The sequence below is a fragment of the Desulfofundulus thermocisternus DSM 10259 genome, from assembly GCF_000686645.1.
GTDB lineage: Bacteria > Bacillota > Desulfotomaculia > Desulfotomaculales > Desulfovirgulaceae > Desulfofundulus > Desulfofundulus australicus.
Window position 1 is genome coordinate 18747 of sequence record NZ_KK365996.1, and the last position, 18440, is coordinate 37186.

The window sequence follows — 18440 nt, forward strand, 5'->3', positions numbered from 1 at the left end:
CAGCTGGAGATCAAGCTGATTACCCCCATTGCCATTGAAGAAGGGCTGCGCTTTGCCATCCGGGAAGGCGGCCGCACCGTCGGAGCCGGCGTGGTCACCCAGATTGTGGAGTAATTTCAGCAGGGCAGATGAAGAAGGAATTGCCAGCCAATTCCTTCTTCATCGCTTATGGTTTAGCTTATAAGAACCATGGTTAAAATTGTTACCTGGAGATATTATGGGTGCACCGGAGCAGGGGCCACTATTGACATCACCGGGGAATTATGTTACAGTGGATAAGGTTAATTCCAGGTATATGGGTAAGTGTTTTTTATTTTAGGAGGTGGCCACGATGCGGGTTAGTGTTACTCTGGCCTGCACGGAATGCAAGCGTCGGAATTATACTACCACAAAGAATAAGAAAAATGACCCCAACCGGATTGAGTTGAAAAAGTACTGCAAGTTCTGTCATACCCATACCCTGCATAAAGAAACCCGTTAACTTTCCCGCCGTGGCAGTCAGGTAATGAGGATTGAGGATGTGGCTGAACATGACACCGTTGAAAGGATTAATCAAAAGGGATGGTTCCCGGAACGAAGTGGCGGTTCGCGATGGGGCCAGGGCAGTAAAAAAGCCTGAAAAACGGCTTCCGGTGAAAAAGGAAAAGGTGAACCGCGTAGAACAGGTGAGGAGCTATTTTCGCGGGGTTTACAGCGAACTGAAAAAGGTTCACTGGCCTAACCGGCGGGAGGTAGTTATTTATACGAGTGTGGTGCTGGTGGCCGTCACCATCGTTGGCATCCTGATCTGGATCTTCGATTCGCTGCTGAGCCGATTGCTGGAATTGATCATTAAATAAGGGCCAAGGGGGTGGGGGGCCTTAAGTTTTCTTGAGGTCCCTTGTATTTATGGGTGAAAAGGGTGAAAAACACTGGTACGTTATTCATACCTACTCGGGGTATGAAAATAAAGTAAAGGCGAACCTGGAAAAGCGGATCGAGTCCATGAACATGGAGGATAAAATATTTCGCATCCTCGTACCCATGGAGGACGAGGTGGAGATAAAGGACGGCAAGAAAAAAATAGTCAAGAAAAAGATCTACCCCGGTTATGTGCTGGTGGAAATGATCATGACCGATGATTCCTGGTATGTGGTGCGCAATACTCCCGGCGTTACCGGGTTTGTTGGTTCCGGTTCCAGACCCATCCCCCTGACCGATGAAGAGGCCATGCAGATAATTGGGAAGACTTTATCCGAGACCCCGCGCCCGCGCGTTGATTTAAATGTTAATGAGCGTGTGCGGGTTACTTCCGGTCCCTTTGAAAATTTTGAAGGTATTATTGAAGAAATCGATCCCGACAAGGGAAAATTAAAGGTAATGATCTCCATGTTTGGGCGGGAAACTCCCGTGGAGCTGGATTTTTCCCAGGTGGAGAAGATATAGGCGGCAAGGAGGTGTTCATGATATATGGCAAAAAGAGTGGCGGCAGTAGTCAAGCTACAGGTTCCTGCAGGAAAAGCCACCCCGGCACCGCCGGTTGGTCCGGCTCTGGGCCAGCACGGGGTGAATATTATGGCCTTTGTTAAGGAATTTAACGAGCGCACGGCTGCGCAGGCTGGCCTGATTATTCCGGTGGAAATAACCGTTTATGAGGATCGCAGCTTCACCTTTATCTGTAAGACACCGCCGGCTGCGGTGCTGTTGAAAAAGGCCTGCGGTATAGAAACCGCTTCCGGTGAACCCAACCGGAAGAAGGTGGCCAAGATCCCCCTGTCTAAAGTACGGGAGATTGCCGAAACAAAGATGCAGGACCTCAATGCCAACGATATTGAAGCTGCCATGCGCATGATTATGGGAACTGCCCGCAGCATGGGCATCGAAGTTGTTGAGGGGTAGGCTGCACGGCAGTGGGAGGAAATATTCCGCCAGGACCACAAAGGAGGTTGAGAAGATGCCGCGACATGGCAAGAAATACCTGGAGGCAGCCAAGAAAGTGGACCGTACAAAGCTGTACGATCCTGCCGAGGCCCTGGCTCTGGTGAAGGAGATGGCTTCGGCTAAATTTGACGAAACCGTAGAGGTAGCTGTAAAACTGGGCGTGGACCCCCGGCATGCGGACCAGCAGGTGCGGGGAGCGGTGGTCCTGCCCCATGGAACCGGTAAGACAAGGACTGTACTGGTTTTTGCCAAAGGGGAAAAGGCTAAGGAGGCCGAGGAAGCCGGTGCGGATTTTGTTGGGGCGGAAGATATGGTGGCCAAGATCCAGCAGGAAGGATGGCTGGGTTTTGACGTAGCCATTGCCACTCCCGACATGATGAGCCTGGTTGGCCGCCTGGGCCGGATTCTGGGCCCGCGGGGACTGATGCCCAACCCCAAGACCGGTACGGTTACCTTTGATGTAGCCCAGGCAGTTAAAGAAGTAAAAGCAGGTAAGATAGAATACCGGGTAGATAAGGCCGGTATAATCCATGCTCCTATAGGAAAGGTATCCTTTGACGTGGAAAAACTGACCGAGAACCTGCGCACCCTGGTGGAACAGCTGATCCGGGTTAAACCGGCCACCACCAAAGGCCAGTACATTAAGGGTATTACCGTCTCTTCCACCATGGGGCCGGGGGTTAAGGTGAATCACCTGAAGATAACCGCCTGAGGCAACGCGGCACCAATGCGATTCAACGGACATGTACTTAAAAACTTCATAACCGCACCTAGCTGTAGACAGTTGGTGTCCTGTACTTAATGGCATCTGCCGCCAACCGAGGCCGGGGTTTTGAATAAGCTGCTGCCCTTCTATGGGCGGGCCCTGTGTCTTTTGCTGCAGGTGCCCGCCCATTTTGGTTCTTGAACAACGGAAAGGGGGTGTAACCGGATTTTATGCCTACCAGGGAAGAAAAACAGGCCATACTGGCTGACCTGACGGAAAAGTTCCGGAAAAGCAAAGCCGCTGTTCTTACTGATTTTCGCGGGCTGGATGTTACGTCCATGACCAGGGTTCGCCGGCGCCTCAGGGAGTCGGGCAGTGAGCTGAAGGTGGCTAAAAATACCCTGACCCGCCTGGCGGCGAAAGAAGCGGGTTTGGAAGGACTGGAGCCCTACCTGGAAGGGCCTACGGCCATTGCCTTTGGTTACGAGGATCCTGTGGCTCCGGCCAAGGTCCTGTCCGAGCTGGCCCGTGAATTTAAACAGCTGGAAATAAAGGCCGGGATTCTGGAAGGTAAGGTCATTGATGTGGAGGCTGTTCGCCGCCTGGCCGACCTGCCCTCCCGGGAGGTCCTGCTGGCCAAGGTGGCCGGTGGTATGAAGGCTCCCCTGTATGGTTTTGCCTGCTCCCTGCAGGGTCTCCTGCGCAACCTGGTTTATGTGCTGGATGCTGTACGCAGGCAGAAGGCCGGGGAGGCAACTACTTGAGAAAATTGCCATTGAACGCAAGATATATCAAGGAGGTCAGAGTTAATGTCCAAGGTTAATGAAATTCTCGAAGCTGTAAAGGGATTGACCGTACTGGAGCTGGCCGAGCTGGTCAAAAAGTTTGAAGAGGAATTTGGCGTAAGCGCTGCTGCTCCTGTGGCCGTGGCCGCTGCCCCGGCTGCTGCAGGCCCCGCTGCTGCGCCGGCAGCCGAGGAGGAGCAAACCGAGTTTGATGTCATTCTCACCGCTGTGGGTGATAAGAAGATCAACGTTATCAAAGTGGTACGGGAAATTACCGGCCTCGGCTTGAAGGAAGCCAAGGAAGTGGTAGATAATGTTCCCAAGCCCATTAAGGAAAAGGTAAGCAAAGAAGAAGCCGAGGCCATCAAGGCCAAACTGGAAGAGCAGGGCGCTACGGTGGAAATCAAGTAAATTCACCGCAGGCCAGTATTACGGGTCACACTGCCTGGAGGTGGTGTGGCCCGTTTATTTTAAACGCAATCTTTGCCCCTGTACCATGTTAATTTGCTAAGATTCTTCCGTTATGGCAAATGTTACATTGACGCATAAATTTTCACGATCTATACTCCTTTCCAAAAGAAAATGTCAGGCTGGCGACAAAGTGCCCCCGGGGTGTGCCCTGGTTTTACTCGTCGTTCCCGGTCGTTTCTCTGGGCAGGCCTTAAGGCCCCGGCCCGGGTCCGGCGGGTAGCGGCCACATTCACATCTCCTGTGTTCAGGTGGCTTCTGCAAACATCCTGTTCGCGGCATGGTCTGGCCCGACAGCGCTCACTCCGGGTCGCTCCTGCTGTAAAACCAGGACATATGGCGAGAATGTCTTCATTCTGTCCTTTCCAAAGGAAAGGTGTCTGCGGAATGACTGATAGTGAGGGAACGGCAACCGGTTTTCGGGATGACCCTTTTCCCGGGGATGTGCTGGAACAACTTTATTTAGCCCGGGGGGTGGATTTAAGGGGTTACCGGTCCTCTACCGTCCAGCGGCGTTTGAGCCGTCGCCTGGCGGCTACCGGTTGCACCACCTGCCGGGAGTATTTGAACCTTCTGAAATCCCGGCCGGAGGAATATGACCGGCTGATTAACTCCTTAACCAACATAGAAAGAAATACGTGGTAAAATATACCCACTATGGAAAAGCTCTACCCGATGCACGAAGCAATAAAGATCCTGGGGGTTTCCTTAAAAACACTCCAGCGCTGGGATAAAGCGGGCAAAATAAAGACTGTTCGTACTCCTGGCGGCAGAAGGAGGGTGCCCGAATCTGAGATCAAAAGGCTGCTTGGGGAAAAGGAACCGGTGTCTGCCGGTCGGGTGTTGGCCATTTATGCCCGGGTTTCTTCCGGAAAACTCTACGGTATCAGAAGCAGGAAAAAAGAAGAGGTTGCTTCAAAAATACGGGAGGTAATCGTAAATGCTGGTTACCTACCAGACGAGAATAAATGACAGGACACCTTACCCGTATTTCGACGCCATGGGCGAATACTTTGGCCGCCTGGAAAGGAAGCTCTACGTCGATCGGTACATTCGCGGTATCCCGCTCAATGACCTGAAAAGACGTTACATAAAGGAGCACTGGATAACCGCCCGGCAGTTCAATTCTCTGAACAACAGCCTTTCCGGAAAAATCAAGTCGCTCGAAGAAATCCAGAAATACCAGGAACACGACCTCCCGGGCCGCATTGGCTCAACGGAGAAGGCGATTAAGGAAAAAGAAGAAAAACGGGATAAAATTATAAAGTCACTCAAGAAACTCCAGCCCCGCACGGAGAAGTGGCAGAAGAAAATCGACCGGTTAAAGGGAATCAAGTTTTTCATTCACCAGAAAAAGAGGAGGCTGCGGAACCTCCGGCAGAGACTGGAGAACCTGCGTAAAGACATGGCGCGGGGCTGTGTGCGTATCTGTTTTGGCACCCGCAAGCTCTTCAAGGCCCAGCACAACCTGGAGGCGAACGGATTTAAAGATCATCAGGAATGGCTCACTGCCTGGAGAAAAGCGCGTTCCTCCAGCTTTTTTATTCTTGGTTCAAAGGACGAGACTTGCGGCAACCAGACCTGCACGTACTTCCGGGACAACACCTTGAGGATTCGGGTAGCCGATGAGTTCACCCGGCAATTCGGCAGATACATCGAGCTGACCGGCATCGTTTTTCCCTACGGCCAGGAACACCTGGACAGGGCCAGGACCGTTAGAAGAATTGTCAAAGGCAGGAAGGAATGCACAGCGGCTATATCCTACCGTTTTCTCCGCAGGGGAGATAGCTGGTACGTACATGCGACGACGGAGTTGGAAGCTTCGCCGCTGCGGACCAGCAGATGGAATGGAGCCGTGGGTATTGACTTAAACGACGGCTTCCTCCGGGTGGGCGACATTGACCGCTTCGGCAATCCTTTAAACGAATTCGAAATCCCGGTTCCGATGCGTGACAGGAGTAAAAACCAGGTAAAAGCTGCTTTGGGCGAGGCAGTCAAAAAAGCGGTTCTGTACGCGAAGGAAAGAGGGAAACCCATAGCCATCGAGGACCTGGACTTCGCTAAAAAGAAACAGGCCCTGCGGGAGTCAGGTACAAAACGTGCCAGGATGCTCTCCGGCTTGACTTACAGGCAATTCCGTATGATGGTGGAATCCTGTACCCTCCGGGAAGGGGTGGAACTCCTGAAGCCTGATGGGAAAAACGTTGATCCCTTCGCCACATCAGTCATTGGTCAGCTTAAATTCATGGTTCGTTACGGCCTGTCCTCCCACGGTTCAGCGGCCTGCGTCATTGCCCGGCGCGGCCTGGGATTTAAGCTGGAAAAAGCGACAAAAAGCTCCGTGTTGAAACTACCCGAAAGGAAGAGGACTTCCAGGCGCAATTACTGGTTGAGAGTATCCAATAGCCTGGAGAAGACGCATTTCAGCGACAGGATAGCGCTTCTTTACGCAGACAGGTTTTAGTTTCTGCGCCGGTCTGGCAGGTGGAGGGCAGCGGCAACGCTTCCCGGGGACCTGCAAGGATGCCCGGGACCACGTACCACTCCCTGATGAAGTCCGGCCAGGCCGGCGCAAGACTGTGAGCGGCCCTAACAGGGCAGGGGAGCGGGAAGGAATCCATGGACATTGACCTCCCTATCCTTTCAGGCACCGGCTGAGGGTGGCCCAGCACTCAACACCCATTGTAACACTCAGCTTCCAGAGGTATTAACTTAACCTGGGTGTTGAGTGCCGGGTTGCCTGATGACGCATGGCCCTGACTGTGATTGGAGCAATGAAGCCTGTGCCGGTGCGAACTGGTACAGCGCGGATGTTCCGGCTCCGCCATCCGGGGTGGAATTCCCCGGCGCGAACCGCAGGGAGCACCGTTCGCCCTGCGTCGGTCAAAAACAGCCTGATTGCAGTAAAATTTTGGCCGGAGCATGAGTTTATCATGCTTGGGTACGTATGTCCACGTGCTTAGGAACGGTCTGGAAATGGTACGCCAGGAAAAACCCGATTTAATTCTCCTGGATATTGAGCTGCCCGGAATGGACGGGTTGCAGGTCGCCAGGCTGTTGAAGGGAGATCCTGCCACGCGGGATATTCCTGTTCTGGCTGTGACAGCCTATGCCATGAAGGGAGATGCGGAGAAGGCCCTGGCAGCCGGGTGTGATGATTATATCAGCAAACCAGTTCGTGTCCATGATTTTCTATCCCGGATTAAAAAATTTGTTGAGAAAAATGACCGGGATGATAAGCCCTCTCTTTAAAACCAGCCCTTGACAACCCAGTTGGAATATGCTATCATGTCTAAACGTCCATGCAAATGTGTGCGGAACGGGGACCGGATTTTAATTCCGTATCCGGTATGTATGAATAATTTTCTTTGCGGAAATAATAACCAGGCATAGCTTTTTATGTTGCGCAGGAAAGCGAGGTTTTCAACACGGGGGAAAACCTTGCTTTTCGTTGTTTTTTAATTTTGGGGGGTGTGAAGCTCTCAATGGATACTGCAAGCGCCGGGAAGAGAACCAGGTGGAGTTTTGCCAAGTTCCGGGAAGTTCTGGGATTGCCCAATTTAATCGAAGTGCAGCGCAATTCCTATGACTGGTTTTTGAGGGAGGGATTGCGCGAGGTTTTTCATGATGTTTCACCAATCCAGGATTTCACCGGGAATCTGGTCCTTGAGTTCCTGGACTATACCCTTGGTGAACCCAAGTATTCCGTCGAGGAATGCAAGGAGCGTGATGTCACCTACGCGGCGCCCTTAAGGGTAAAGGTTCGCCTGATAAATAAAGAAACGGGAGAGGTAAAAGAACAGGAAGTTTTCATGGGGGATTTCCCCCTCATGACCGAAAAGGGTACTTTTATCATCAACGGTGCCGAGCGGGTGATTGTCAGCCAGCTGGTGCGTTCACCCGGGGTTTACTTTGCCGAACAGCTCGATCCCAGTGGCAAGAAAATTTATACCGCCACCATTATCCCCAACCGGGGGGCGTGGCTGGAATTTGAAACCGACGTAAACGACCATGTTTTCGTACGCGTTGACCGTACCCGTAAAATCCCGGTTACTGTGCTGGTTCGGGCCCTGGGATACAGCTCCAATGTAATGATTATCGACCTGTTTGAAGGTAACAAGTATATACAGGAAACCCTGACCAGAGACAATACCGATTCGGAAGAGGAAGCCCTGGTAGAAATTTACAAGCGGTTGCGGCCCGGAGAGCCCCCCACGGTGGAGAGCGCCCGCTCTCTGCTTCATTCACTGTTTTTTGATCCCAAGCGTTATGACCTGGCCAACGTGGGTCGCTATAAAATCTGGAAGAAGCTGAAGCACGACGTTCTTTACCGCTTTAATGATGACGGTCAGGGGCAAATGGAATGGGACCCCTATCTGAAGCGGGAGGTGCCAAAGAACCGGGAATTTATCCGGGAACTGACACCCGGGGATATCATTGCTACCATTAAGTACCTTTTGCGCCTGATGGATGGGGAGGGCCAGGTGGATGACATTGATCACCTGGGTAACCGGCGCCTGCGTTCAGTGGGTGAGTTGCTGCAAAACCAGTTCCGCATAGGCTTGTCCCGCATGGAGCGGGTGGTGCGGGAGAGGATGACCATCCAGGATGTGGATGTCATTACTCCCCAGGTTCTTATCAACATCCGGCCGGTGGTAGCGGCCATAAAGGAATTTTTCGGCTCCAGCCAGCTCTCCCAGTTTATGGATCAGACCAATCCTCTGGCCGAGCTGACCCACAAGCGCCGCCTGTCGGCCCTGGGGCCGGGGGGATTGAGCCGGGAAAGAGCCGGTTTTGAAGTGCGGGACGTACACCATTCCCACTACGGCCGTATGTGTCCCATTGAAACGCCGGAAGGTCCCAACATCGGCCTGATCGGTTCACTGTCCTGCTATGCCCGGATTAACCACTTTGGCTTTATTGAAACGCCCTACCGCAAGGTAAATAAAGAGGAGCGGAGGGTCACCGACGAAATCGTCTACCTTACCGCCGATGAGGAAGAAGATCTGGTTATTGCCCAGGCCAATGCCCCCGTGGACGAGAACGGTTATTTTCTGGAGGATCGGGTAAACGCCCGCCACGGTCACGAGATTATTGTGGTGCCCGTGGACAGGGTTGATTACATGGATGTATCGCCCAAGCAGGTCTTCAGCGTGGCCACTTCCCTGATTCCTTTCCTGGAGCACGACGATGCCAACCGGGCGTTGATGGGTGCCAACATGCAGCGCCAGGCCGTACCCCTGATAAAAGCCGAGGCACCCCTGGTGGGTACGGGGCTGGAATATAAAGCCGCCCGGGATTCAGGTGTGGTGGTTATTGCCAAAAACAGCGGCGTGGTCGAACGGGTAACGGCCAATGAAATCGTGGTTCGCACCGACAGCGGTAAGCTGGATACCTATAAACTGATTAAATTTGCCCGTTCCAACCAGGGGACCTGCATCAATCAAAAGCCTATTGTAAATAAGGGTGACAGGGTTGAGGCGGGCCAGGTAATTGCCGACGGTCCCTCCACCGACCAGGGAGAGCTGGCCCTGGGCCGTAACGTGCTGGTGGCCTTCATGCCCTGGGAAGGTTACAACTACGAGGACGCCATCCTGGTCAGCGAGAAGCTTGTTAAGGATGATTATTTTACCTCAATACACATAGAGGAGTACGAGTGCGATGCCCGGGATACCAAGCTCGGCCCGGAGGAGATTACCAGGGATATTCCCAACGTCGGTGAGGAAATCTTGAAGGACCTGGACGAGCGGGGCATTATCCGGGTGGGAGCGGAAGTGCGTCCCGGGGACATTCTGGTGGGCAAAGTTACGCCCAAGGGGGAAACCGAGCTCACTGCCGAAGAGCGCCTGCTGCGGGCCATTTTTGGTGAAAAGGCCCGGGAGGTACGTGACACCTCACTTAGGGTACCCCACGGCGAATCCGGGAAAGTGGTGGACGTGAAAGTATTTTCCCGGGAAAAGGGCGATGAGCTACCCCCGGGGGTTAACCAGCTGGTCAGGGTTTATGTGGCTCAGAAACGCAAGATATCCGAAGGCGATAAAATGGCCGGCCGCCACGGAAATAAGGGGGTTATTGCCCGGATCCTGCCCGAGGAAGATATGCCGTTTCTCCCCGACGGCACTCCAGTGGAAATAGTGCTGAACCCCCTGGGCGTGCCCTCACGGATGAACCTGGGCCAGGTGCTGGAGACTCACCTGGGTTGGGCGGCCAAGGTGCTGGGATACCATGTTTCCACACCGGTCTTTAACGGGGCTACGGAAGAAGATATCCTGGAGTTCCTGGAGAAGGCCGGGTTACCCCGGGACGGCAAGATAACCCTTTACGATGGACGTACCGGTGAGCCCTTTGACAACCCCATCACCGTGGGTTACCTGTACATGCTCAAGCTGGCTCACCTGGTGGACGATAAGATTCACGCTCGCTCCACCGGCCCCTATTCCCTGGTTACCCAGCAGCCTCTCGGTGGTAAGGCCCAGTTTGGCGGCCAGCGTTTCGGCGAGATGGAGGTATGGGCGCTGGAAGCCTATGGTGCAGCCTATACGCTGCAGGAAATTCTGACGGTAAAATCCGACGATGTTGTGGGCCGGGTTAAGACGTATGAGGCTATAGTCAAAGGGGAAAACGTACCCGAGCCGGGTGTGCCCGAATCCTTCAAAGTATTGATCAAAGAATTGCAAAGCCTGGCGCTGGATGTAAGGGTCCTCTCGGAGGATGATGAGGAAATCGAAATTAAAGAAGTGGATGATGATATGCAGGAAACTGCCCGCGACCTCGGCCTTGATATTCCTGCCCCGGAGCCCCGGCAGGAAAAGGATTATGATTCCAACGCGGAGGCCGAAGAGGAGCGGGATGACTACGAAGAAGAAGAGGAAGATTTCCCCGTTGAGCTGCCCGATGAGGTTCTGGATGTGGATGTTGAGGATACGGAGCCGGATGATTATTAGTGGGAAAATAAGTGCATGAGCTGGTCCGTATAATTGCGGTGCTGTCCAGGCCTGCTTCAGCGCTTTGCGCCGGCGGCACCGCATCCATGCCGGAAGGGTTTATACGGCTGTTGAGGGCGGTTTGGCCAGCCCGGTGGAACCGGCGATAATCTTTAGCGAAGGGAGAGAGATCCTTTGCTGGATTTAAATAACTTTGACCGCATCCGCATTGGCCTGGCTTCCTCGGACATGATCCGCAAGTGGTCCAGCGGCGAGGTGAAGAAGCCGGAAACAATCAACTACCGGACATTAAAGCCGGAGAGGGACGGCCTCTTCTGTGAACGAATTTTCGGCCCCACCAGGGACTGGGAGTGCCATTGCGGTAAATACAAACGGGTGCGCTACAAAGGCGTGGTATGCGATCGCTGTGGCGTGGAGGTTACCCGTTCGAAGGTGCGCCGGGAGCGCCTGGGGCATATCGAACTTGCTGCCCCCGTGTCCCACGTCTGGTACTTTAAAGGTATTCCCAGCCGCATGGGCCTGCTTCTGGACATGTCGCCCCGCGCGCTGGAAAAAGTTCTTTATTTTGTGTCATATATTGTTATCGATCCGGGTAATACTCCCCTGATTAAAAAACAGCTGCTTACGGAAACGGAATACCGGGAGTACCGGGAGAAGTACGGCAATGCCTTTAAAGCGGGGATGGGTGCCGAGGCGATCAAGGAACTCCTGGCCGAAATCGACCTGGACGAAATGAGCCGGGAGCTGCGCCAGGAGCTCAAGGAAGTTAGCGGTCAACGTCGGGTAAGAGCCATTCGCCGCCTGGAAGTGGTGGAAGCTTTTCGCAAATCCGGTAACCGGCCCGAATGGATGATTCTGGATGTCATTCCGGTAATCCCCCCCGAACTCCGTCCCATGGTCCAGCTTGATGGGGGACGCTTTGCCACCTCGGATTTAAATGATTTATACCGGCGGGTTATCAACCGTAATAACCGCTTGAAGCGGCTACTGGATTTAGGGGCTCCCGATATAATCGTGCGCAATGAAAAGCGCATGCTCCAGGAAGCGGTGGATGCCCTTATTGACAACGGGCGCCGGGGGCGTCCCGTTACCGGCCCCGGAAACCGGCCCTTAAAATCTCTAAGCGATATGCTCAAAGGCAAGCAGGGGCGATTCCGCCAGAACCTCCTGGGCAAGCGGGTGGATTACTCCGGCCGTTCCGTGATTGTGGTTGGTCCCACCCTGAAGCTGCACCAGTGCGGCCTGCCCAAGGAGATGGCCCTGGAGCTCTTCAAGCCCTTTGTCATGAAGCAGCTGGTGAACAAGGGTCTGGCCCATAACATCAAGAGCGCCAAGCGTATGGTGGAACGGGTGCGCCCCGAAGTATGGGACGTGCTGGAAGAGGTGATCAGGGAGCACCCGGTGCTTTTAAACCGGGCCCCCACGCTGCACCGGCTTGGTATCCAGGCCTTTGAGCCTGTCCTGGTGGAAGGCCGGGCCATCCAGATCCACCCCATGGTGTGCACTGCTTATAACGCCGACTTTGACGGCGACCAGATGGCTGTACACGTACCCCTGTCGGCGGAAGCCCAGGCTGAAGCCCGGTTGCTCATGCTCTCTTCGCATAACATATTGAACCCCAAAGACGGCCGGCCGGTGACCATTCCCACGCAGGACATGGTCCTGGGTTGTTACTACCTGACCATGGAAAAACCCGGTGCACCCGGTGAGGGGAAGGTTTTCAAGGACTATGAGGAAGCAATTATGGCCTATTATAACGGGGCCGTAAGCCTGCAGGCCCGGGTTCAGGTGCGCCAGCCCAACGGGGAGCGACTGGAGACCACCGTGGGGAGGATCATTTTCAATGAAGTGGTCCCCAAGGAGCTGGGCTACCTGAATACCGTCATGGACAAGAAGAGCCTGGTACAGCTGGTGGATGATTGCTACCGCAAGCTGGGGTATTCGGCTACGGCTACCATGCTGGACGGCATTAAGACCGTGGGCTTCCACTTTGCTACCCGGGCCGGGGTTACCATCAGCACTTCCGACATTATAATTCCCCCGGAGAAAAAGGAGATCCTGGCGGAGGCCGACAAGCAGGTGGAAACGGTGGAAACCCAGTACCGCCGGGGGTTGATTACGGAAGAGGAGCGTTACCGTAAGATCATCACCATCTGGAACGAAGCTACCGATAAAGTAACCAGGTCCCTGCTTAATGTCCTTGATAAATTCAACCCGGTGTATATGATGGCCAACTCCGGGGCCCGGGGTAATATCCAGCAAATTCGCCAGCTGGCCGGCATGCGGGGACTAATGGCCGACCCTTCGGGGCGGATTATACCCGTACCCATTAAATCCAACTTCCGGGAAGGGCTGGCCGTACTGGAATACTTCATTTCCACCCACGGTGCCCGCAAGGGCCTGGCCGACACGGCCCTGCGTACTGCAGACTCGGGTTATCTTACCCGGCGCCTGGTGGACGTGGCTCAGGATGTGATCGTTCGCGAGGAAGACTGCGGCACCAGGGAGGGCATTCTGGTACAGGAAATTAAAGATGGTACGGAAGTAATCGAAAAGCTGGAAGACCGCCTGGTGGGCCGTGTGGCATTAAATGACATCATACATCCCGAAACCGGTGAGGTGCTGGTGAGGGCGGATGAGGAGATTAACGAGGAGAAGGCCAGGGCTATCGTTGAAGCGGGCATTAAAGAAGTATGGATTCGCTCGGTGATTACCTGTAGAACCCGCTACGGCGTGTGTGTGAAATGCTACGGGCGCAACCTGGCCACCGGCCATATGGTGGATATTGGGGAAGCCGTGGGGATCATCGCCGCCCAGTCCATTGGCGAGCCGGGCACCCAGTTAACCATGCGTACCTTCCACACCGGTGGCGTGGCCGGTGATGATATCACCCAGGGTCTGCCCAGAGTTGAAGAACTTTTTGAAGCTCGCCGCCCGAAAGGCCAGGCGATCATTGCCGAGGCCGACGGTGTGGTGGATATACGGGAAGTGAAGGGGCGCCGGGAGGTGGAGATTACCACCGACAGCGGTGAAAAATATACTTACCAGGTTCCCTATGGTGCCCGCCTGAAAGTTAATGCCGGGGACCGGGTTGCTGCCGGGGATGAGCTGACCGAGGGCTCCATCAACCCCCATGACCTTTTGAAGATTAAAGGGCTGCACGGTGTTTATACCTACCTCCTGCACGAGGTGCAGCGGGTATACCGCCTGCAGGGCGTGGATATTAACGACAAGCACATTGAAGTGATGATCCGCCAGATGCTGCGCAAGGTCAGGGTGGAGGACCCCGGCGATACAGAGCTGCTTCCCGGTGGTATAATCGACAAGTTCGAACTGGAAGACGAAAACCGCCGCATTCGGGAAAAAGGTGGAAAAGAAGCGGTGGCGCGGCCGGTATTGCTGGGAATAACCAAGGCTTCCCTGGCTACCGATTCGTTCCTTTCGGCTGCATCATTCCAGGAAACCACCCGGGTATTAACTGAAGCGGCCATTAAAGGGAAAGTGGATCCCCTGATCGGGCTGAAGGAAAACGTGATCATCGGCAAGCTGGTACCTGCAGGTACAGGAATGAGCCGCTACCGCAATATTCAGGTGCTGGAAGAAAAGGAGGAAGAACGGCAGGGAGATCTTGTGCCTGCTGATGTGGCAGCGGCTGACGAAAATATTGACAACATTCGTGACTGATGTTAAGATATGAGAGTGTCTGGATTTCATGGGGGGAGAGCTCATGCCTTTGGCCCGGCTGTCCAACGCCCGCAAAAAAATGGTGGGTTCCAAGCAGACCATGAAAGCCATTAATCGAGGGCAGGCAAAGGTTGTTTACGTAGCCAAAAATGCGGAGCGTCATGTCATTGATCCCATTATCCAGGCCTGTCACGCCAAAAACATACCCCTGGTTGAGGTGGAAACCATGTCCCAGCTGGGCAGAGCCTGCCATATTGAAGTGGGATGTGCCTCAGCGGCGGTTATTGAAGATTAACCGCCGCTTTAACAGGGGTGCTGTGATTATGTCCGATAATCTGGAGGAAGGAGGTGTAGCGGCATGCCGACCATCAGCCAGCTGGTTCGCAAGGGCCGGGAAAAGGTAACCCAGAAGTCCTCGGCTCCCGCGCTTAAGGGGAATCCGCAGAAGCGGGGGGTATGTACCAGGGTTTACACTACAACCCCGAAAAAGCCTAACTCCGCCCTGCGCAAGGTGGCCCGGGTAAGGCTTACCAACGGGATTGAGGTAACCTCCTACATTCCGGGGATCGGGCATAATCTGCAGGAGCACTCGGTGGTACTGGTCCGGGGCGGCCGGGTCAAGGATCTGCCCGGGGTCCGTTATCATATCATCAGGGGTGCCCTGGATTGTGCCGGTGTGCAGAACCGGAACCGGGGGCGGTCCAAGTATGGTGCCAAGCGCCCGAAAAAGTAAGTTAAGCGCCGGCTGGCTCAGCCGGTAGTTTTAAGTTCGGCAGGAAAGGTTATACTTTCTGGTAAAGGGGGGTAGGAAATGCCCAGGAGAGGTGCGGTGGCCAAGCGGGATGTACCGCCTGACCCTATTTACAACAGCAAGGTGGTCACCAAATTGATCAACCAGGTTATGCTCAAGGGCAAGAAGAGCATAGCCGAGCGCATATGCTATAGAGCCTTTGACATCATCCGGGAAAAGACGGGCAGGGATCCGCTGGAAGTTTTTGAGCAGGCTATGAAAAATGTTATGCCCGTTCTGGAGGTAAAGGCACGCCGGGTTGGTGGAGCCAACTATCAGGTACCTGTGGAAGTCCGTCCCGAGCGGCGGCAGACTCTGGGCATCCGCTGGATAACCCAGTATGCCCGGCAGCGCAGCGGCAAGAGCATGGAAGAAAAGCTGGCCGCGGAAATTATGGATGCCGCCAACAATACGGGAGGGGCGGTGAAAAAGAAGGAAGATACCCATAAGATGGCGGAAGCTAACAAAGCCTTTGCCCATTACCGGTGGTAAGGGGGTGAAAACGTGGCACGGCAATTTCCACTGGAAAAAACACGCAATATCGGTATAATGGCTCACATAGATGCCGGCAAAACCACCACCACCGAACGCATTCTTTTCTACACCGGCCGTGTGCATAAAATGGGAGAGGTGCATGATGGAGCCGCCACTATGGACTGGATGATACAGGAGCAGGAGCGGGGTATTACCATCACTTCTGCTGCTACCAGCTGCCAGTGGCGGGATTGTTGCATTAACATCATTGACACGCCCGGACACGTGGACTTTACCGTGGAGGTAGAACGCTCCCTGCGGGTGCTTGATGGTGCCGTGGCCATATTCTGTTCCGTGGGCGGCGTGGAACCCCAGTCGGAGACCGTATGGCGCCAGGCCGATAAATATGGCGTCCCCAGGATTGCCTATATCAACAAGATGGACCGGGTAGGAGCGGACTTTTTCCGCAGCATGAACATGATCCGGGAGCGGCTGGGTGCCAATCCGGTAGCCATCCAGTTGCCTATAGGTGCGGAGGACAGTTTTGTCGGTGTGGTAGATCTGATCCGGAATAAAGCTATTATTTATGTTGATGACCTGGGAACGCGCAGCAAGGTGACGGACATTCCCGAGGAAATGCGCGACCTGGTCGCCGAGTACCGGGAGAAGCTGCTGGAGGCAGTAGCCGAATCGGATGAAGAATTAATGTTTAAGTATTTGGAAGGCGAAGAACTGACCGAGGAAGAGATCAAGCGGGGTATCCGCAAGGCCACCCTGGCGGTGAAAATGATCCCGGTATTATGCGGTTCATCGTTTAAAAATAAAGGGGTTCAGCCCCTTCTGGATGCCATTGTCGACTTTCTTCCGGCACCCACGGACATACCGGCCATCCGGGGTCTCAACCCCGAAACCGGGGTGGAAGATAAGCGGGTGGCCAGGGACGATGAGCCATTTTCGGCCCTGGCTTTTAAGATCATGGCCGATCCTTACGTGGGTAAACTCACCTTTTTCCGGGTATACTCAGGCAAGGTAACTTCTGGCTCATACGTTTACAATTCCACCAAAAACCGGCGGGAGCGCATCGGGCGCATTCTGCGCATGCATGCCAATCACCGGGAGGAAATAGATGAGGCTTATGCCGGGGATATTGTAGCGGCGGTGGGCTTAAAGGAGACCACCACCGGGGATACCCTGTGCGATGAAAAGCACCCCATAGTCCTGGAGTCCATGGATTTTCCTGAGCCGGTTATCTCTGTGGCTATCGAGCCCAAGACCAAGGCCGACCAGGATAAATTGGGGGCAGCTCTTTCCAAGCTGGCGGAAGAAGACCCTACCTTCAAGATGCATACGGATCCGGAAACGGGTCAGACCATTATTTCGGGTATGGGCGAACTGCATCTGGAAATCATTGTCGACCGGCTGACGCGCGAATTTAAGGTCGGGGCCAATGTAGGACGCCCGCAGGTGGCCTATAAAGAGACCATCAGGGAAAAGGCCCGGGCTGAAGGTAAATTTATACGGCAGACCGGTGGCCGGGGCCAGTACGGTCATGTGGTGCTGGAAATTGAACCCCTGGAGCGGGGCGCCGGCTACGAGTTTGTCAACAAGATTGTCGGTGGTGTGGTGCCCAAGGAATACATCCCGGCTGTCGATGCCGGCGTCAGGGAGGCCATGGAAAACGGTGTCCTGGCCGGTTACCCGGTGGTGGATGTGCGGGTAACCCTGGTCGATGGTTCTTACCATGAAGTTGACTCCTCGGAAATGGCCTTTAAGATTGCCAGTTCCATAGCCTTCAAAAATGGAGCGCAGAAGGCTAAACCGGTGCTAATGGAGCCGGTTATGAAGGTGGAAGTGGTGGTCATGGAGGAGTATATGGGGGACGTCATTGGGGACCTGAATGCCCGTCGCGGGCGTATTGAAGAGATAGAACGGCGGGGTAACGCCCAGGTTATTCATGCTTACGTCCCCCTGGCCGAAATGTTCGGCTACGCCACGGATCTTCGTTCGCGCACCCAGGGCCGGGGCACCTACACCATGCAGTTCAGTCATTATGAAGAAGTGCCGCTCTCGATGGCTGAAGCAATTATTGCCCGGCGGCGGGGATAAAGGCCGCACCTGCATTTCCTGCCCATAAAACTATATGCTGGATAAGGAGGATCTAATGTCATGGCCAAGGCCAAATTTGAGCGGACGAAACCCCACGTGAACGTAGGGACGATTGGGCACGTGGACCACGGGAAGACCACATTGACGGCGGCGATTACGACGGTGCTGGCGACGGTGGGTAAGGCGCAGGTGAAGAAATACGAAGAAATTGACAATGCGCCGGAAGAGCGGGAGCGGGGCATAACGATCAACACCGCTCACGTGGAATACGAGACAGAGAAGAGGCACTATGCCCACGTGGACTGTCCCGGTCACGCGGACTACGTGAAGAACATGATCACCGGTGCGGCCCAGATGGACGGGGCGATACTGGTGGTATCGGCGGCGGACGGTCCCATGCCGCAGACGCGGGAGCACATTTTGCTGGCGCGTCAGGTGGAAGTGCCGTACATTGTGGTGTATCTGAACAAGGCGGACATGGTGGATGACCCGGAGCTGTTAGAGCTGGTGGAGATGGAAGTACGGGAGTTGCTGTCGACTTATGAATTTCCCGGTGACGACGT

The 18440-nt window shown here is 54.4% G+C and carries 19 protein-coding genes; all 19 read left to right on the forward strand.

Features of this window, described 5'->3' with window-relative positions; genetic code table 11:
- A partial coding sequence (locus BR83_RS16880) for an EF-Tu C-terminal domain-related protein (RefSeq protein WP_456072970.1) occupies positions 1–114 on the forward strand: 114 nt, incomplete at its 5' end.
- 217 nt (positions 115–331) lie between these two features.
- On the forward strand, positions 332–481 hold the full coding sequence (gene rpmG, locus BR83_RS0114395) for a 50S ribosomal protein L33 (RefSeq protein ID WP_027357627.1): 150 nt from the start codon (positions 332–334) through the stop codon (positions 479–481).
- A gap of 37 nt (positions 482–518) precedes the next feature.
- Positions 519–839 carry a preprotein translocase subunit SecE gene (gene secE / locus BR83_RS0114400; RefSeq protein WP_242839692.1) on the forward strand — a complete coding sequence of 107 codons (321 nt, stop codon included), beginning with the start codon at positions 519–521 and terminating at the stop codon, positions 837–839.
- A 49-nt stretch (positions 840–888) separates the two neighbouring features.
- On the forward strand, positions 889–1425 hold the full coding sequence (gene nusG, locus BR83_RS0114405; RefSeq protein ID WP_027357629.1) for a transcription termination/antitermination protein NusG: 537 nt from the start codon (positions 889–891) through the stop codon (positions 1423–1425).
- Between the two features lie 24 nt (positions 1426–1449).
- Positions 1450–1878: a 50S ribosomal protein L11 gene (gene rplK / locus BR83_RS0114410; protein ID WP_027357630.1), complete on the forward strand. Its 429-nt coding sequence runs from the start codon at positions 1450–1452 to the stop codon at positions 1876–1878.
- A 55-nt stretch (positions 1879–1933) separates the two neighbouring features.
- A complete protein-coding gene (gene rplA, locus BR83_RS0114415; protein WP_027357631.1) occupies positions 1934–2632 on the forward strand; it encodes a 50S ribosomal protein L1 in 699 nt (232 codons plus the stop codon).
- 224 nt (positions 2633–2856) lie between these two features.
- Entirely contained in the window at positions 2857–3390 is a 534-nt protein-coding gene (gene rplJ, locus BR83_RS0114420; protein ID WP_027357632.1) for a 50S ribosomal protein L10, read from the forward strand.
- Between the two features lie 45 nt (positions 3391–3435).
- Entirely contained in the window at positions 3436–3822 is a 387-nt protein-coding gene (gene rplL / locus BR83_RS0114425) for a 50S ribosomal protein L7/L12 (protein ID WP_027357633.1), read from the forward strand.
- A gap of 444 nt (positions 3823–4266) precedes the next feature.
- Entirely contained in the window at positions 4267–4524 is a 258-nt protein-coding gene (locus tag BR83_RS17260; protein WP_027357634.1) for a protein-glutamate O-methyltransferase CheR, read from the forward strand.
- Between the two features lie 12 nt (positions 4525–4536).
- A complete protein-coding gene (locus BR83_RS0114435; RefSeq protein ID WP_027357635.1) occupies positions 4537–4851 on the forward strand; it encodes a helix-turn-helix domain-containing protein in 315 nt (104 codons plus the stop codon).
- Entirely contained in the window at positions 4820–6343 is a 1524-nt protein-coding gene (locus BR83_RS0114440; protein WP_027357636.1) for a transposase, read from the forward strand. Before BR83_RS0114435 ends, BR83_RS0114440 begins: the two co-directional genes overlap by 32 nt.
- A 473-nt stretch (positions 6344–6816) precedes the next feature.
- A complete protein-coding gene (locus BR83_RS16220) occupies positions 6817–7131 on the forward strand; it encodes a response regulator (RefSeq protein ID WP_207640207.1) in 315 nt (104 codons plus the stop codon).
- Positions 7132–7364: 233 nt separating this feature from the next.
- The gene (gene rpoB / locus BR83_RS0114450) at positions 7365–10823 is read left to right on the forward strand and encodes a DNA-directed RNA polymerase subunit beta (RefSeq protein WP_027357637.1); all 3459 of its coding nucleotides are present in this window, start codon (positions 7365–7367) and stop codon (positions 10821–10823) included.
- Positions 10824–10997: 174 nt separating this feature from the next.
- The gene (gene rpoC / locus BR83_RS0114455; protein WP_027357638.1) at positions 10998–14507 is read left to right on the forward strand and encodes a DNA-directed RNA polymerase subunit beta'; all 3510 of its coding nucleotides are present in this window, start codon (positions 10998–11000) and stop codon (positions 14505–14507) included.
- A 43-nt stretch (positions 14508–14550) separates the two neighbouring features.
- Positions 14551–14802, forward strand: a complete 252-nt coding sequence (locus BR83_RS0114460; protein ID WP_027357639.1) for a L7Ae/L30e/S12e/Gadd45 family ribosomal protein — start codon at positions 14551–14553, stop codon at positions 14800–14802.
- A gap of 63 nt (positions 14803–14865) precedes the next feature.
- On the forward strand, positions 14866–15240 hold the full coding sequence (gene rpsL / locus BR83_RS0114465) for a 30S ribosomal protein S12 (protein ID WP_027357640.1): 375 nt from the start codon (positions 14866–14868) through the stop codon (positions 15238–15240).
- A gap of 78 nt (positions 15241–15318) precedes the next feature.
- A complete protein-coding gene (gene rpsG, locus BR83_RS0114470) occupies positions 15319–15789 on the forward strand; it encodes a 30S ribosomal protein S7 (protein ID WP_027357641.1) in 471 nt (156 codons plus the stop codon).
- Positions 15790–15801: 12 nt separating this feature from the next.
- The gene (fusA, locus tag BR83_RS0114475) at positions 15802–17877 is read left to right on the forward strand and encodes an elongation factor G (protein WP_027357642.1); all 2076 of its coding nucleotides are present in this window, start codon (positions 15802–15804) and stop codon (positions 17875–17877) included.
- A 60-nt stretch (positions 17878–17937) separates the two neighbouring features.
- Positions 17938–18440: GTP-binding protein (locus tag BR83_RS0114480; RefSeq protein ID WP_027357643.1), on the forward strand; the 503-nt coding region annotated here is incomplete at its 3' end.

Bases quoted from the DNA above. Each gene is read 5' to 3' on its own strand.
- rplK (WP_027357630.1), top strand. From the start codon at position 1,450: ATGGCAAAAAGAGTGGCGGCAGTAGTCAAGCTACAGGTTCCTGCAGGA.
- BR83_RS17260 (WP_027357634.1), top strand. From the start codon at position 4,267: ATGACTGATAGTGAGGGAACGGCAACCGGTTTTCGGGATGACCCTTTT.
- BR83_RS0114460 (WP_027357639.1), top strand. From the start codon at position 14,551: ATGCCTTTGGCCCGGCTGTCCAACGCCCGCAAAAAAATGGTGGGTTCC.
- BR83_RS0114440 (WP_027357636.1), top strand. From the start codon at position 4,820: ATGCTGGTTACCTACCAGACGAGAATAAATGACAGGACACCTTACCCG.
- rplJ (WP_027357632.1), top strand. From the start codon at position 2,857: ATGCCTACCAGGGAAGAAAAACAGGCCATACTGGCTGACCTGACGGAA.
- rplA (WP_027357631.1), top strand. From the start codon at position 1,934: ATGCCGCGACATGGCAAGAAATACCTGGAGGCAGCCAAGAAAGTGGAC.
- rpoB (WP_027357637.1), top strand. From the start codon at position 7,365: ATGGATACTGCAAGCGCCGGGAAGAGAACCAGGTGGAGTTTTGCCAAG.
- rpsG (WP_027357641.1), top strand. From the start codon at position 15,319: ATGCCCAGGAGAGGTGCGGTGGCCAAGCGGGATGTACCGCCTGACCCT.
- rplL (WP_027357633.1), top strand. From the start codon at position 3,436: ATGTCCAAGGTTAATGAAATTCTCGAAGCTGTAAAGGGATTGACCGTA.
- nusG (WP_027357629.1), top strand. From the start codon at position 889: ATGGGTGAAAAGGGTGAAAAACACTGGTACGTTATTCATACCTACTCG.
- rpsL (WP_027357640.1), top strand. From the start codon at position 14,866: ATGCCGACCATCAGCCAGCTGGTTCGCAAGGGCCGGGAAAAGGTAACC.
- rpmG (WP_027357627.1), top strand. From the start codon at position 332: ATGCGGGTTAGTGTTACTCTGGCCTGCACGGAATGCAAGCGTCGGAAT.
- BR83_RS0114435 (WP_027357635.1), top strand. From the start codon at position 4,537: ATGGAAAAGCTCTACCCGATGCACGAAGCAATAAAGATCCTGGGGGTT.
- secE (WP_242839692.1), top strand. From the start codon at position 519: ATGTGGCTGAACATGACACCGTTGAAAGGATTAATCAAAAGGGATGGT.